Raw genomic sequence first — 15433 nt, 5'->3', positions numbered from 1 at the left:
ATAATTTACCAATCACTTGGTCTTTGGAGAGCTCTTGCTCTCAACCTTGAGGTCACCCGACTTGATCTTGTCAGACAGCTTCTTGACGTCGTCCTTCAGATCAGCAGGAACCTTCGAATCGAAATCGTGGAATGGTGCGAGCGATACGCCACCGTTCTCCAAGGTACCGATGTATGGTTCTGCGGTGAACTTGCCCTCTGAACCGATCTTCACGGTGTCGATCACAGACTTGTCGATCTGCTTCATAACTGAGGTCAGAACGATTGCCTTGTAATCTGGGGTTGACTCATACCAATCGGAATCAACACCGATGATGAGGGTCTTGCCATCAGCCTTTGCAGCAGCTGCTGCACCGAGACCAACTGGACCAGCAACAGGCATAACGATGTCCGCACCCTGGTCAATGAACTGCTGGGTCTGGGTCTTACCTAGGTTCTGATCTTCGAAGGAGTTGGTGAAAGAACCAGTCTGTGCAGCCTTGTCCCAACCGAGCAGCTTAACACTCTTGCCTTTTGCTTCGTTGTAAGCCATAACACCGTCAGCAAAACCGTCCATGAACACGGTTACCGATGGGATTGGCATACCACCGAATGTTGCAACGGTGCCGGTCTTGGTCATTCCTGCTGCTACGTAACCAGCGAGGTATGCTGCCTCAGCGGTGTTGAACACGAGCGGACGGCCGTTCTTGACGTTAACAATCTTGTTGTCTTTATCAGTGAACGCCGAATCGATGAGCGCAAAGTTAATATCTGGGTTGTTCTGTGCTGCTGCAAGCGTAGCTGGAGCAAGCATGAATCCAACGCCGATGATCAGGTTACAGCCGTCTGCAACTTGAGCGTCAACGTTTGGTCCAAAATCAGCGACGTCCTTCGACTCACCAGTACCGGTCTTAACCTTTAGATCTTTCTCTGCAGCCTTGAGGCCATTGAAAGCAGACTCGTTGAAGGACTTATCGTCCCAGCCACCTTGGTCAGAAACCAAGCAGGCCTTGTAGTTCGAGTCGCTACCAGCACTCTTGCTATCTCCGCCTGAGCATGCGCTCAATGCAAGTGCAGATGCCGCAACAATTGCAGCCAATGAAGTAAATTTCTTCACGTGAATCTCCTGAGTGTAAATTGTGTGTCCGGATCATTTTCGACTTCGAAAATAGGACCACGATTAAACTTAGTCTATTTCAAATAAAATTCCAGTCGAAATTGCATGTGACGATCACAATCCCCTTAATCGCCACCAAAAATACAATCTCGTTAGTTTCGTAATAGACCCCGTTCTCGCATTTTACAACTTGATGTAGGTGTCTGTCACATATTCTAACGAAGTTCTTCTGGTAGTTTCCCGACTACGTCTTTTACTCGCTGGGATTGTTCTTTCGTCGTAACGAATATGACGTCCGCTGTTTCAACTACGATCGCATCCGGAACACCCACGATGACCACTGGTTTTGAGTGCGTATAGACTATCGCTCCACTCGCCTCGTGCGTAATAATCGGTTGAGCCGCGCCTCCCGGAGCAATCTGTCCGACGGCGTCGCCATCCTTATCGTAAAGACCAGAAGGTTCGTTCGCAATCGCCTCAGCGTCGCAATGAGCGTTCGAATCGCATGTTCTATTCGTTTCGGCGAGAACCTCGCCAAGCGAACGGTAATCGCCCACATCAGACCACCCCATTCGGGCTGGTACTACCGCAACTCCCCCACGCTGTGCTAAGGGTTCAGCGATAGCGTGATCAATGGCGATCTTCTTGAGGTTTGCCCACAGATCGCCCATCACTGAGTCTCGCTGCGGAGTATCCCAAGAACGGGCAATATTCAGGATTGCCTCATACAATTGCGGTTCGAAGGCTTGCAAGGCTTCGAGCAACACATCAGTGCGGAATACGAACATTCCGGCGTTCCACATAAACTGCCCACTTGCCACAAACTCCCGCGCCCGATCTTGGTTCGGTTTTTCCATAAATTCCGAAACGTCGTATACCGCGAGCGGTGATCGATAATCACACTCTTGAGCCAGGTGGATGTAGCCAAAACCTGTTGCAGCATATTCAGGTTCGATGCCGATAGTGGCAATTTTACTTTCGCGAGCTGCAATAATTGCCGAACGTACAGCTGCTGTAAACACATCCTCGTGCTTTATCACGTGGTCGGCTGCGAAGGAACCTGCAACTACAGAGCCATGCCGCTCCTGTAAGACGGCGGCTGCCAAACCGATCGCTGCCATGGAGTCACGTCCGCATGGCTCAGCGATGAACTGTGTTGATGGTAAGTGCGTGAGCTGGGATTGTACAGCGTCCAGATGGGCTTCACCAGTCACCACTAATACGCGATCCTCAGCAAGCGGCTTGAGCCTTTGCACGGTTGATTGCAACATACTTTGCCCGCAGGACGTGAGATCAGCCAAGAATTTTGGCGATCGTGCCCGTGAAAGCGGCCAAAGGCGAGTGCCCGCCCCACCTGCTGGAATGATGGCGTAAAAATCTTGAATCGGCTCGTTCAGCTCGCAGGAAGGTGCTTGGTCGCAAGAGTGGGTCTCGCTGAGATTGGAATAAAGCGCATGCGCGCCGCCAATAGCTTCGGGCATTAAAAGTTCTTCGGCATGGGTATCTTGGCTCGCCACTACTTTTCCTCTTTCGCCTGTGTAGATTCACGTTCCGACTCTTTAGCCTCTTTTTCAGCAGCTTTCGCAATTTCTTTTGCTTTTCCAGCAGCTTTCACATTGAGTTTATCGATCAATCCACGCCGCAAATCAGGCAAAACGATTCCTGAGATCGGGTCATGCTCCCAATCAAGCGTGTACAAATCGGACTTCGTTACATAATTCGGAGTTTCATCAATATGTGGATAGTAGGCTTTCGTAATCGCCAACTGCTCAGGTGGATTCGCTATGAAAGCCGCAGCCTGTAGCGTAATACGCGCAATCAAATTGACCCACAAGAGGATCGTTGCAATCGCCGCGAACGGCGCAAGCAACGCGTTATTCGAAACCGACGACACCGCCGTCGTACCCACAACACGCAACACCGACGACGCAACGCCAGCTAGCGCCGACCCCAACAGCAGATCGCGGCGTGGGGCGCGCGCACCGGCCATATAGCGGAAAATGAACATGAACACGAGAGTGTCGATAATGAAGCCGATGAGGAACGTGCCACCATTGAGAATCACATCTCCCCAGCTATCTGGCAGGCCGATAAATTCAAAAATCTGCTCGGAGAAGAACGTAACTACCGCGCTCAAACCAACTGACGTGAGCACACCCAGCCCAATTACCAAGAATCCAGACAAGTCGAGTAACTTTGCCACTACAAAATTCGTTGGAATCCGCGCTAAACCGAACATGGCCTGAATGGCCGTGCGCAATCCTGCCATCAACGACAGTGCCGACCACAGCAGCACAAATATTGACACCAACGTGACGATATTCAGTGGATTTTCAACGATGAGCGACTGGGGATCAATCAGTCCTTTCGGCGCCGATTCAGACTTCAAAATCCCTGGCAACGAGGTGTTGACGGCCTCCACAATTTTATTAAAGAGTTCCTTATTCCCGCCCACAATTACTGAAAAAGCGGTAAAAGCAATGGTGAGAGCTCCAGCGATGGCAAAAAGCGCTGAATAGGCCAATCCGCCAGCGAGCAATGCGCCACGCACTGCCCCGTAGCGCTGCAGTGCCCGCATAATCCGCAGGCCATTAAGATAAGCCATCATCTTATTTATTTTCGACGCGAATGAGTCATCTTCCAGATGTTTTGCCTGCTCATTCTCCCACGTCGCGGTGGCATCGAGCGCTCCTTCAAGATCGCGATTCACTGCCTCGAAATCGTGCACATCAGCACCCTCCTGCGCTGAATGGTGCTTCTCTTTTCCTGCTAAAGTGCCCACGATCGCCCCTTAGTTTTCGCCGTACTCAATAACCAGCGGCGCATGATCAGACCAGCGCGAATCATGCCCCTGTGCTCGATCAACTCGCTGCCACTGCGCGCGGCTAGCAAGTTGTGGATTGGTCATTTGATAGTCAATGCGCCAGCCCACGTTATTATCAAAAGCTCGACCCCGCTGCGACCACCACGTGTAAGGGCCTTGTTCCTCGCCAACCAACGCGCGCTGCGTATCCACGAAGCCCAAATCTCCAAACCAGCGGTCAAGATAAGCAATTTCAGGGTCTAAAACACCCGCTGTTTTGTTGTGGTTCGGTTTCCAATTCTTAATATCACGTTCAGTGTGCACAATATTGAAATCGCCAGCTACCAGCACATGCGCTTGCGGGCGCGATTGTTGAAGCTGCTCCAGTCGAAGAGTAACGCGATCCAAATGGGCGTACTTCGCTTCCATCTTCTCAGGCTTGTCAGCCACCCCAGAATGAAGATATGCACTGATAAAAGTGGTATCGAACTGCGGAATATCGACCTCAATCCAACGCCCGGTGTCTACGGGAAGTTCCGTTGCGCCGTCGTCTAGACCCTCAGCAATCCCCAAACGTACCGCTGAAACCTCCACACCGCGTTTCACAGCAATGGCGACGCCGGCGCGTCCAGCGAGCAAGGAAGCTTGCTGATATATCTCATACGGCTCACCAATGAGTTCGGGTACCAGATCTTCTGGAGCACGCACCTCTTGCAGTAGCAAAACATCAGGTTGGACATCAGAAATCCACTGTTGCATACCTTTGCGGACTGCGGCTCGTAAACCGTTCACATTGCACGTTGCAATTAGCATAAAGACTCCAGACGTGTGAGAAAGAGATCATGCCAATTCTATCGAAAGCACATTAAAGTGCTGGGTGGTTTTCGCCCTCAGCGGGGAAAACCACCCAGCACAATTTGCCAAAAGTACACACATCGGATCAACATTGGCGCATTAATCCGCTGTGTGTGCTCTCAAATATTCACAGCAGTTCAGCTGCTTCTACCACGTTCACCAGTAGCATCGCACGAGTCATCGGACCAACTCCACCAGGATTAGGCGAGAGCCAACCAGCTACTTTCGCCACCTCCGGATCGACGTCCCCGAGGATCTTAGACTTCCCGGTTGACTCGTTGCGTTCGCGCGTCACTCCCACATCGAACACTGCCGCTCCAGGTCGGATCATATCTGGCTGAAGCAAATGAGCGACGCCGGTCGCAACCACCACAATATCGGCTCGTTTCGTGTGTTCGGCAAGCTCACGAGTCCCAATATGGCACCCATCAACTGTTGCATTAATCGAGTTATGCGATAGCAACACCGACAGCGGACGCCCAACGGTACTGCCCAACCCAACAGCGCACACATTCGCGCCATCCCAGTTCACACCGCCGCGGCGCCCAAGCTCCACGATTCCACGCGGTGTACACGGTATCGGACTCGTGAACGGTTTATCGTTGTTCAATAAGAGTTTTCCGAGGTTATACGGATGTAAGCCGTCGGCATCTTTCGCTGGATCGATAGCCGCAAGAACGTCGTCGGCATCAATACCGTGCGGCAAAGGAAGCTGCACAATATAACCTGTGCATTCCCTGGCCTCATTCAGATCACGAACAGCAGCAAGAATATCAGCTTTAGTAGCAGATTGCGGCAAATCAATACGGATAGAAGCTATCCCTACATCGGCACAATCCTGATGCTTTCCTCCCACGTAAATCTTTGAAGCAGGATCACTGCCAACCAGAATCGTGCCCAGACCAGGATACACACCCTTGTTTTTTAAGGCATCTACCCGAATTCGGAGCTCATCCTTGATTTGCGAAGCTACAGCTTTTCCATCAAGTCTGATTGCGTTCATGCGATATGCGTCTGATCTAGGCCAGGATACAGTGGGAACTTCTCTGTGAGCTTCGCTGTGCGTGCGCGCAGAGCAGGAATATCAGCTGATGCTCCGTCACGCAAAGCAGTGGCGATAATATCGGCAACTTCAGTGAACTCAGCAGCGCCAAAACCGCGGGTCGCGAGCGCTGGAGTGCCGATACGCAAACCGGACGTAACAGCTGGTGGACGCGGATCAAATGGCACCGAGTTTCGATTCACCGTAATGCCCACCGCATCGAGCAGATCTTCAGCTTCTTGCCCATTCATCTGGGCATTGCGCAGGTCAACAAGCACAAGGTGCACATCCGTGCCGCCCGATACCACAGAAATATTCTTGTCTACGACGTCGGCCTGCATCAGTCGGTTTGCGAGGATCTTTGCGCCTTCGAGCGTGCGAACTTGGCGATCCTTAAACTCGGGCGTGGCCGCGATCTTCATAGCAATAGCTTTTGCCGCTACCACGTGCATGAGTGGCCCACCCTGCTGACCAGGGAATACTGCCGAATTGAGTTTCTTGCCGAGCGGCTCGAATTCTTTGGCCAGAATCATTCCCGACCGCGGGCCGCCTATGGTCTTGTGGATAGTCGTGGTCACGACGTCGGCGTAGTCCACGGGATTCGGGTGCAAACCTGCCGCAACCAATCCGGCAAAGTGTGCCATATCCACCCACAGATATGCACCGACTTCATCAGCGATCTGCCGGAATGCAGCAAAATCAAGGTGACGTGGATAGGCCGACCATCCAGCAATAATAAGCTTTGGCTTTGTTTCGAGTGCTTTGGTGCGCACCTCGTCCATATCGATGAGGTAGTCCTTTTCCGAGACGCCGTATGCCACCATATTGAAGTTCTTGCCCGAGAAGTTGAGCTTCATGCCGTGGGTGAGGTGCCCACCATGTGCCAGCTCGAGACCCATCACGGTATCTCCAGGGCTAACCAAGGCGTGATAGATAGCCGCATTGGCCTGCGCCCCTGAATGTGGCTGCACATTGACGTATCCCGCACCAAAAACTTCTTTAGCACGATCACGTGCAAGGTTTTCCACGATATCAACGTGCTCGCAGCCGCCGTAGTAGCGGCGCCCTGGGTAGCCCTCGGCGTATTTATTCGTCAATACTGAGCCCTGTGCTTGCAGCACTGCTCGTGGCACAAAATTCTCCGAAGCAATCATTTCCAGGGTATTGCGCTGGCGCTCTAATTCAAGATCAAGTACGCGAGCTACATCTGGATCAAGTTCTGCGAGCGATTGATTGAGCAAATCGTTCGATGCCATTCTGGCTGTCCTCCTGCAGTGTTTCTAGTGGCAGTGCGCGTGCACGCTGCACTGTTCGATCACTTGCCCAGGCGAGCGACTAGCGATCCTCTGTTTGTCCGCTCCCCGGTGGTGACCACCTCAGGCGCCAGTTGCGGATAGGTCTATATTATCCCACATCAACCTGCCCCACCGCTAGAATCCATTATTCGGAAACTCCAGTACGTTTGATCACCAATATTCTGAGACGTGCTTACGCCTCAATTTATGCCTCATTGAGCGCACATTTTCGCACTCTTCGTCGCACGTTTTCACACTCTGGGCACACCAGCAATCGATTTTTGAGTCCTTTATGCTGGAAGAATGAATTCAGAGAAACTTGTTTTAACGATGTCGTGTCCAGACAAACCTGGGATCGTGTACGCCGTCACTGGTTTGCTCGCTTCAGTTGGCGGCAATATTCTCGAATCACAACAGTATAATGACGACGCCGAAGGGCGATTTTTCATTCGGATCGAGGCTTTTGTTCCAGGCGGCAAAAGCACCATTGAAGCGGCAATGACGCAGCTTGCCCAGAATTACTCAATGGATTTTGACATAGCTGAAATCGATAAACCGCTCCGCACTCTCATCATGGTCACAAAAGAGAGCCACTGCCTGTCTGATCTGCTTGCAAAGCACCACGATGGCCGGCTGCCAATCGACGTCGTGGCGGTGGTGGGAAATCACGAAGATTTGCGCTCTATCGCCGAGTTTTACGAGCAGGAATTCATCTATATTCCTATCACTGCCGAATCTAAGCGAGAAGCTGAGCAACAACTCCTTAATATCGTGCGCGAACGAGAGGTTGAACTCGTCGTTTTAGCTCGTTATATGCAGATTCTTTCGCCCGAATTGTGCGAAATCCTCGCGGGTAATGTGATCAATATTCACCATTCGTTCCTGCCCTCGTTCAAAGGGGCACGCCCTTATGCCCAAGCTCATCAGCGCGGCGTGAAGCTCATTGGCGCTACCGCGCATTACGTCACTATGGATCTTGACGAAGGCCCAATCATCGAACAAGACGTAGTTCGTGTGGCACATAACGACGCCCTCACCGATCTTGTTGCTAAAGGAGCCGAAGTCGAACGGCAGGTTCTTTCCCGTGCCGTGCGCTGGCATGCTGAGCACCGCATTCTTATGAATGGTAGCCGCACCGTAATATTCAGTTAGCTGATTCCGCGCGCGGCTGCCCAGCGAGAGAGTTCACGCCTATTCGAAAGCTGTAACTTGCGCAGTACTGCCGATACGTGCGTTTCAACTGTCTTGATCGAAATATAAAGTTCCGTGGCAACTTCTCGATAAGTGTAGCCGCGCGCAATCAAGCGCATGACTTCTTTTTCACGCGTCGATAGCGCATCGAGATCAGGATCGGACGAACCGTGCGTCGGACCTGCGCCACCGAATGCGTCAAGAACGAAGCCGGCCAAGCGAGGCGAGAACGCGGCGTCGCCAGCGGCTACTCGTTTGACGGCTTCCACCAGCTCATCGGTATTAATTGACTTTGTAACATACCCGCGAGCGCCGGCGCGAATAACCGACACGACGTCGTCGGCAGCATCGGAAACCGAAAGCGCAAGAAAACGCGGGGTGCGTTCGAGACCCAGCGCCATGATACGCTGCACAACCTCGGCGCCTCCCCCGCCGTTACCACCGGGCAAATGCACGTCCAAGAGCACCACATCGCAAGGAACGCTGCGGATCACTTCCACAGCGGAGGCGACGTCGGCAGCTTCACCTACGATCGTAAAATCAGGCTCAGCATTCTTGAGCTGCATAGACACCCCGGTTCGCACGAGGTCGTGATCATCGACAATGATAATATCCACTCTATTTCTCACCTTCATTAGTTATTAAACTTATGTGCACTTCGGTACCGCCGTTGGGAAGCGGGGTGCGAATTTTCACGTGTCCGCCCACGCGTTCCATGCGGCCGATCAGCGATTCGCGAATACCAGCGCGATCTTCGCCAATATTATCCAAATCAAATCCTTCGCCGCGATCGCGTACCCACACTGCCGATTCCGCTTCGTTCAACTCGGCGTATACCGAAACCGGATGGCTGCCGCCATGCTTGCACGCATTGGTAATGGCTTCTCCGGTAGCCGCGATGAGCGCGTGGAGTGCGGGCGAGGGTGAGATGTCGCCGGTGACGACGACGTCGACCTCGTGCTGATAACGCCGCTCTAATTCCTGCACGAGATCGCGCAATTCGGCGGCGAGTGAAGTGCCCGTTTCAGGTCGATCTTCATACAAATACCTGCGTAAATCTTGTTCTTGAGAACGCGCCAACATGCTCACCACCTCCGGCTCATGCGCGCGCGACCGAATCAACGACAGCGTTTGCAATACAGAATCATGCAGATGAGCTGCAATATCAGCGCGTTCGGATTCCCGGATTTTCTCTTCGTTAGTGTGGATCAGATTGGTGCGCAGTTGCGCCATGATCGGTGAGATCACCAGCAGGATCGCAGCTAAGGCCGCAATTCCCGTGAGCAAACCGGACATGATTGCCGAAAGACCGCCACTATATGTCACTAGGAATATTGCGCCGACCGTGGCAATAGTGGTGCCAATCAACACTTTTGAATAAGAAATCGTGCCATCTGTGAGTGGCGCAGCCCAGGCGGTCATTCCTCCACCTACGATGATCAGCATAAACAGCACTGGGAAGAACCAATCACTTAAAGCGCTAATACCGCTTAAAGCAATCATCGCTGCAGTTGCCAGAAGTAAAAAAATCAATACGACGTGAGACGAGAGCGTGCTCGACTGCGCTTCCCTGCTTTCATTTACCTGCTCAAGCTGGGGTGCGATTCTCCTCTGCTCGGCGGGAATCTCCATCGACGGCGTGAACCGAGGTAGGTGCACTGCCAGCACCAGGTAGAGGATCGGGCCGATGAGGAATGGGATTGATACGAAAAACAGCACTCTCCACTTCGCCACCGTGCCGCCCAAATGCACAGAAAGGCCTCGGCATACGCCCGCGATGACCGCAGGTCTGCGCCGCGCTAGTACCGGGCGCTGGCGAGCACGCGGGTCCCGCAATTGGGAAAAATCGTATTTGTCGGGCATCGAATACCGATTGGAGTTGTGCAAATCGTTCACATTCACGATACTCCCACGAAACGGCATGAATGGAAAGGTGATCGCGATAAATCAGGGTTTTACTGCGAAATAAATCAGGGTTCTTTCAGGGGGTTTCCTGATACAAATATGTGTGCCAATGCGGGCAGAATTCAAGCATGGACAAATTCTTTAATTCAGTTCGCAGTTATCCACTGCGCCGCACACATGACGGTATGCTCGGTGGCGTATGCGCTGGCATCGGCCACCGCTGGGGCATTAGCCCCCTCCTGATCAGAATCCTCTTCGTACTCGGACTCGTGTTCGGAGGAATTTCTTTCTTCATCTACGGCTTGCTATGGCTCCTTGTGCCGACCTACCCCGACAATCAGATTTCGCTTGAGCAGACGATTCGCGGCAATCCGCAAGGGAGCACGCTCGCAGCTGGACTCATGACCCTTATCGGACTCGTCGGCGTATCCTCACTCGGACACTTCATCAAAGCGGTAACAGTAGCAGCGATTGTGCTTTTTATTCCGTTTATCGTGCTTGGATTCCTCGTGTGGGCGATCATCGCGTCGTCGCGCAAAAAGCGCAACAACAATTCACAAGGTTTCGCCCAGGCACCATACTCAGCCACGCCATATACAGCCGCGCCCAATGTGCAGACGACGCATGAACACGCTTCGTACAACGCCGATATGCCGGGCACTGGCGCACCCAGCGCCGACACACCCTGGCCTGCTTCGAACGAAAGCGCAGAAGCAAACAATAAAAAATCGTATTTTGCCAGCTTACGATCACCGAATGCGCAGGCATACGAGCAGGCTCCACCCGCTCCGGTGAAAGCGAAGACGCCGGCCGCTTCAGGTATGTTCATCGCCTGCAGTTTGGCAGTGGCCTTAGCAACAACAGCAGTTGTGTTGCTCGCCGGTGGTGGAACTATGGGCGGAGCAATTGCCGCTGTTGGCGCGGGCTTCACCATTCTCGGAATCGGAATTCTCATTGCTGGTGCTCGTGGACTTCGCGCAACCTGGCTCACCGTGCTCGCATGGCTGGTATCGCCAATAGTACTGACGGCACTGCTGGTAGGAATTGCAACTCCAAGCAGTGTGCTTAAAGATCCTCACTACCGAAACTTCACCGTTGTATCTTCGCTGGCAGATAGCAACACGACGTCGGTAATGAACAACAGTACGATCACTATCTCTAAAGACACTAAAGAACGCACGGCCGAAATATCTACCGTGATCTCCAATATGAAGTTCATTATTTCCAATAATGAGCCGATCGTCTTCCATGTTGATGGACTAGGCGAGCTAATCATTCAAAATTCTCAGGGTTGGCAAGTGCTTGACGACGATAATGCCGTCATTCGAATGAACGATATTCGGGCGCTGAAAGACGCTAAAAAGGCAGGCAAAGATTCTGCTAAACAAGCCACCCAGCAAGACCGCATACGATTTGAACTCTCTGGGCCAGTGACCGTCGCCAATGCTGCAGCTGTTAAAGAACCAGAAAAGGCTCGCCATATCCACCTTGACTTCACTGTAGGAAAAGTCGAGATCCGCGACCTAGACAATATCGACCCAGCGCTCGGTTCTGCGCCTGACGCAGCTCCCGGCTCCACGCCGGCTCTTCCTGAGGGCGCGCCAGCAGCACCAATGCAGCATGGCGAGCGAACGCACGATGGCGAGTCGATAAAACCAGGCGAACCAATGGGATCGAATCAACCGACAGCACCTAACGCACCTCAAGGCACTAATGAAGGAGTCAACAAATGAGACTTTCCACCAGCATTTTCGGTCTACTTGTTACAACAACAGGAGTCCTCACGATACTGTTCAGCTTGGGATACAAGTTTGACACGCGAATTAGCCTTGTGGTGATTCTACTGGCATTTGCACTGCTCATCGCTATCAGCGCCGTTGTTAAACACCATCGCGATAGCAAAGTGGAATCAGTAGCCCAAGATCCTGAGCTTGAGCACGATCAAGCCGCTCAACAAACCGCTCACGATGTGCCAGCCACAGCTGCAATGCCAGCTACAACAGCGACGCCGGTCGCGCAAGATTCCGCAGGCGATCATGGCTTTGCCCATACCGACGTTCTTGGCACAACCGATGTAGTCGGCTCCACCGATGTTCGTGACTCAACGGATGTCGTTGACTCCACCGGCGAGCAAAACACCGAAAAGCTCAACTAGGCAAAACCTCCCCTATTGAGCGTTAGTAAATGCCACTGGCGCATAGCACTGGCATTTACTAAGGGTAGACAGGTGGTGGGTGGCAGATACCGAAAGGTATCTGCCACCCACCACCTTAAGTTAGCAACTATAAAGATTCGTTCACTTGATCAAGCCAAGAGCGCGAACAGCCTCAAGCTCCTCCTGAGCAGCCTTGATATTGCGCTCAATGCCGGCACGGGTTGCATCAGAAATCTCAAGACCCTCAACGATCTTCCACTCGCCAGCCTCAGAAACAGCCGGGAAACCGAAGATCAAGCCCTCTGGTACGCCGTAGTGCGAACCATCAGACCAGATACCTGGCGTGGTCCAGTTGCCAGCTTCGGTTCCATTGACCCAGTCGTAGACGTGATCGATAGCAGCCGAAGCAGCCGAAGCGGCCGATGAAGCCCCACGAGCCTCAATAATTGCCGCACCGCGCTTAGCAACTGTTGGCACGAAGTAATCGTTGAGCCAAGCCTCATCAACGAGCTCAGTTGCAGACTTACCAGCAACAGTTGCCCAGCTAATATCAGGATGCTGGTCAGCGGAGTGGTTGCCCCACACCGTCATACGCTTGATGTCTGCCACGCGCGCACCCGTCTTTTCAGCAAGCTGCGAGATCGCACGGTTGTGATCGAGACGCATCATCGCAGTAAAGCGTGACTTTGGCACATCTGGAGCCGAGTGAGCAGCAATAACAGCATTGGTGTTTGCTGGGTTACCAACGACCAAAACGCGCACGTCGTCGGCCGCATTATCGTTGATCGCCTTGCCTTGTGGACCGAAAATACCACCATTAGCAGCAAGAAGATCAGCGCGTTCCATGCCAGCAGTACGTGGACGAGCACCGACAAGCAATGCGACGTTCGTGCCGGAGAAAGCTGCGTTAGCGTCGTCGTAAACGTTTACAGATTCGAGAAGCGGGAATGCAGAATCATTCAATTCCATTGCCGTGCCCTCAGCCGCAGCAACTGCCTGAGGAATCTCAAGCAAGTTAAGGCGAACTGGAACATCAGCTCCCAATAACGCGCCAGATGCGATACGGAAAAGCAATGCGTATCCAATATTTCCAGCAGCACCGGTTACTGTAACTGTAACTGGCTTCTTGAGTTCTGCCATGTGTTTCAACTCCTATGTATTTGGTGAAATGTGGTGATCCACGAAACACTCCTACCCTACTATTTATTGGAATCCTTCACCTATGACTTAAGTGCTTTAAGCTCACCGATAAAAAGGTTTCCAAGCAGACTAGAAACGAGTATCGCGGTAGAAATTAATCAACGCACGCGTTGATGGATCTTGTTTTGCAATTTCTGCTTCGTCACCAGCAACAGCGGCAGTGAGCTGATTTGCCATCTGCTTACCGAGCTCAACGCCCCACTGGTCAAATGAATCAATGCCCCATACGATGCCTTGCACAAAAGTAATATGCTCGTACAACGCGATGAGCTGGCCCAACACTGCAGGAGTGAGCGCTGGCGCCATGATCGACGTCGTCGGCTTATTACCAGGGAAAACGCGCGCCGAAACGATTTCTTCGCGCGTACCCTCCGCCCGTACTTCCTCTTCGGTTTTACCGAAAGCGAGCGCTTTCGTCTGTCCAAAGAAGTTACCAAGGAACAGCTCATGCTGATCAAACTCGCCGTCTTTCAGCGCGTATGTTGGATTGGAGAATGCGATGAAATCTGCCGGAATCAGCTGGGTGCCCTGATGAATCAACTGGTAGAACGCGTGCTGGCCGTTGGTGCCTGGCTCTCCCCAGAACACCTCGCCGGTCGTCGTCGTCACGTCCGTGCCGTCCCAACGCACTCGCTTACCATTCGATTCCATCGTAAGTTGTTGCAAATATGCTGGGAAACGGTGCAAGTACTGCGCATATGGGAGCACCGCATGCGTAGCAGCACCCAAGAAATTGCAGTAGAAAATATTGAGCAGGCCCATAAGAAGTGGCACGTTATCTTCAGGCGCCGCATTCTTAAAATGCTCATCCATCGTATTGAAACCGCCCAAGAAATCCGCGAAACCTTGCGAACCAATCGCGATTGCAAGCGAGGTGCCGACGGCGGAATCCACCGAGTAGCGGCCGCCAACCCAGTCCCAGAATCCAAAGGCATTGAGTGGATCAATGCCAAACTCAGCGACTTTCTCCAGATTGGTAGACACCGCCACAAAGTGCTTCGCTACCGCCCCCTCGGAGTCTATTCCCGCAGCTTGTAGCTCTTCGAGGAGCCATGCGCGGGCTTGACGCGCGTTGGTGAGCGTCTCGAGCGTGGTGAACGTCTTGGATGCCACGATGAAGAGCACCGTTTCTGGATCAACACCGCGCAGTTTTTCACCCAAGTCAGTTGGATCAATATTGGAAATGAATCGGCATTCAAGGCCATCTTGCACATATGGCTTGAGCGCTTCATATGCCATCACTGGGCCTAGATCGGAGCCGCCAATGCCAATATTCACAACTGTTGTGATGCGCTTTCCGCTAATGCCACGCCATTGCCCAGAACGCACCCGATCAGCAAAATCAAAGATGCGGGCAAGCACCTCATGCACGCCCGGAACTACATCTACGCCGTCTACGAATACCGAATTGCCCTCTGGTTGACGCAAAGCCGTGTGAAGAACCGAGCGCCCCTCTGTGACGTTGATTTTTTCACCAGCAAACATCGCATCGCGACGCTCGCTCAGCTGCACGTCGCGTGCCAGCTCAAGCAAGGCTTCTTTGATCTCATCGGTGATATACGACTTCGAAAGGTCAACAAAAAGCTCACCGGCCTGGTGAGAATGGCGCTGCGCCCGCTCAGGATCAGTCTCGAACCACGTACGAAAATCTACTCGTAGCTCATCGCGAAGCTTGGCAAGCTTCGCCCAAGCAGGTGTTTGTGTGGCATCAATTGGCATTGCCATAGACGTAACTCCTCAAAATGGAATATGCGGCACGAGATATTTCAATGGGTTGTAGCCGCACAAAATATGTTACCCGCCACTATTGCCGCTTAACCATTCCAACGTCCCGGCGAACACATCGTTCACAGCTACTGCACGCTTTCCAATTTTTAGGGATTTACACTGAG

13 protein-coding genes and 1 riboswitch are annotated in these 15433 nt (G+C 52.6%); of the genes, 3 read left to right on the top strand and 10 right to left on the bottom strand.

Annotation, left to right across the window (positions count from 1 at the left end; translation table 11 throughout):
- Window positions 1-12: 12 nt before the first annotated feature.
- The 6 genes from JOD55_RS04515 to glyA all read right to left on the bottom strand — a co-directional run bounded on the left by JOD55_RS04515 (window position 13) and on the right by glyA (window position 7051).
- Complete coding sequence (locus tag JOD55_RS04515; RefSeq protein ID WP_204398891.1) at window positions 13-1095, bottom strand: BMP family ABC transporter substrate-binding protein; 1083 nt, start codon at window positions 1093-1095, stop codon at window positions 13-15.
- A gap of 215 nt (window positions 1096-1310) precedes the next feature.
- Complete coding sequence (locus JOD55_RS04510) at window positions 1311-2612, bottom strand: mannose-1-phosphate guanylyltransferase (protein WP_338022196.1); 1302 nt, start codon at window positions 2610-2612, stop codon at window positions 1311-1313.
- Entirely contained in the window at window positions 2612-3877 is a 1266-nt protein-coding gene (locus JOD55_RS04505) for a YhjD/YihY/BrkB family envelope integrity protein (RefSeq protein ID WP_204398890.1), read from the bottom strand. Before JOD55_RS04505 ends, JOD55_RS04510 begins: the two co-directional genes overlap by 1 nt.
- A gap of 9 nt (window positions 3878-3886) precedes the next feature.
- On the bottom strand, window positions 3887-4711 hold the full coding sequence (locus JOD55_RS04500) for an exodeoxyribonuclease III (RefSeq protein WP_204398889.1): 825 nt from the start codon (window positions 4709-4711) through the stop codon (window positions 3887-3889).
- Between the two features lie 169 nt (window positions 4712-4880).
- Complete coding sequence (locus tag JOD55_RS04495) at window positions 4881-5756, bottom strand: bifunctional methylenetetrahydrofolate dehydrogenase/methenyltetrahydrofolate cyclohydrolase (protein WP_204398888.1); 876 nt, start codon at window positions 5754-5756, stop codon at window positions 4881-4883.
- Window positions 5753-7051: a serine hydroxymethyltransferase gene (glyA, locus tag JOD55_RS04490; RefSeq protein WP_204398887.1), complete on the bottom strand. Its 1299-nt coding sequence runs from the start codon at window positions 7049-7051 to the stop codon at window positions 5753-5755. The genes JOD55_RS04495 and glyA overlap by 4 nt, the downstream gene beginning before the upstream one ends.
- A 58-nt stretch (window positions 7052-7109) precedes the next feature.
- Window positions 7110-7196: riboswitch (ZMP/ZTP riboswitch) on the bottom strand.
- 197 nt (window positions 7197-7393) lie between these two features.
- Here glyA and purU point away from each other — a divergent pair.
- The gene (gene purU, locus JOD55_RS04485) at window positions 7394-8242 is read left to right on the top strand and encodes a formyltetrahydrofolate deformylase (RefSeq protein ID WP_204398886.1); all 849 of its coding nucleotides are present in this window, start codon (window positions 7394-7396) and stop codon (window positions 8240-8242) included.
- Here purU and JOD55_RS04480 read toward each other — a convergent pair.
- Together JOD55_RS04480 and JOD55_RS04475 are read right to left on the bottom strand one after the other, a co-directional pair.
- Window positions 8239-8916 carry a response regulator gene (locus JOD55_RS04480; protein ID WP_204398885.1) on the bottom strand — a complete coding sequence of 226 codons (678 nt, stop codon included), beginning with the start codon at window positions 8914-8916 and terminating at the stop codon, window positions 8239-8241. The genes purU and JOD55_RS04480 overlap by 4 nt on opposite strands.
- Entirely contained in the window at window positions 8900-10183 is a 1284-nt protein-coding gene (locus JOD55_RS04475; RefSeq protein WP_204398884.1) for a PspC domain-containing protein, read from the bottom strand. Before JOD55_RS04475 ends, JOD55_RS04480 begins: the two co-directional genes overlap by 17 nt.
- A 131-nt stretch (window positions 10184-10314) precedes the next feature.
- On the opposite strand from JOD55_RS04475, the gene JOD55_RS04470 reads away from it, so the two are divergent.
- Window positions 10315-11919 carry a PspC domain-containing protein gene (locus JOD55_RS04470; protein WP_204398883.1) on the top strand — a complete coding sequence of 535 codons (1605 nt, stop codon included), beginning with the start codon at window positions 10315-10317 and terminating at the stop codon, window positions 11917-11919.
- A complete protein-coding gene (locus tag JOD55_RS04465; protein ID WP_204398882.1) occupies window positions 11916-12341 on the top strand; it encodes a hypothetical protein in 426 nt (141 codons plus the stop codon). The genes JOD55_RS04470 and JOD55_RS04465 overlap by 4 nt, the downstream gene beginning before the upstream one ends.
- 141 nt (window positions 12342-12482) lie before the next feature.
- Here JOD55_RS04465 and JOD55_RS04460 read toward each other — a convergent pair whose 3' ends face one another.
- Both JOD55_RS04460 and pgi read right to left on the bottom strand, forming a co-directional pair.
- Window positions 12483-13481 (bottom strand): malate dehydrogenase, encoded by a 999-nt coding sequence (locus JOD55_RS04460; RefSeq protein WP_204398881.1) that lies wholly within the window; start codon window positions 13479-13481, stop codon window positions 12483-12485.
- A 129-nt stretch (window positions 13482-13610) separates the two neighbouring features.
- On the bottom strand, window positions 13611-15266 hold the full coding sequence (gene pgi / locus JOD55_RS04455; RefSeq protein ID WP_204398880.1) for a glucose-6-phosphate isomerase: 1656 nt from the start codon (window positions 15264-15266) through the stop codon (window positions 13611-13613).
- Window positions 15267-15433: the final 167 nt, after the last annotated feature.

The organism is Arcanobacterium pluranimalium, assembly GCF_016907845.1.
In the GTDB taxonomy this organism is placed as follows: domain Bacteria; phylum Actinomycetota; class Actinomycetes; order Actinomycetales; family Actinomycetaceae; genus Arcanobacterium_A; species Arcanobacterium_A pluranimalium.
This window is presented reverse-complemented; position numbering and strand designations above follow the sequence as displayed.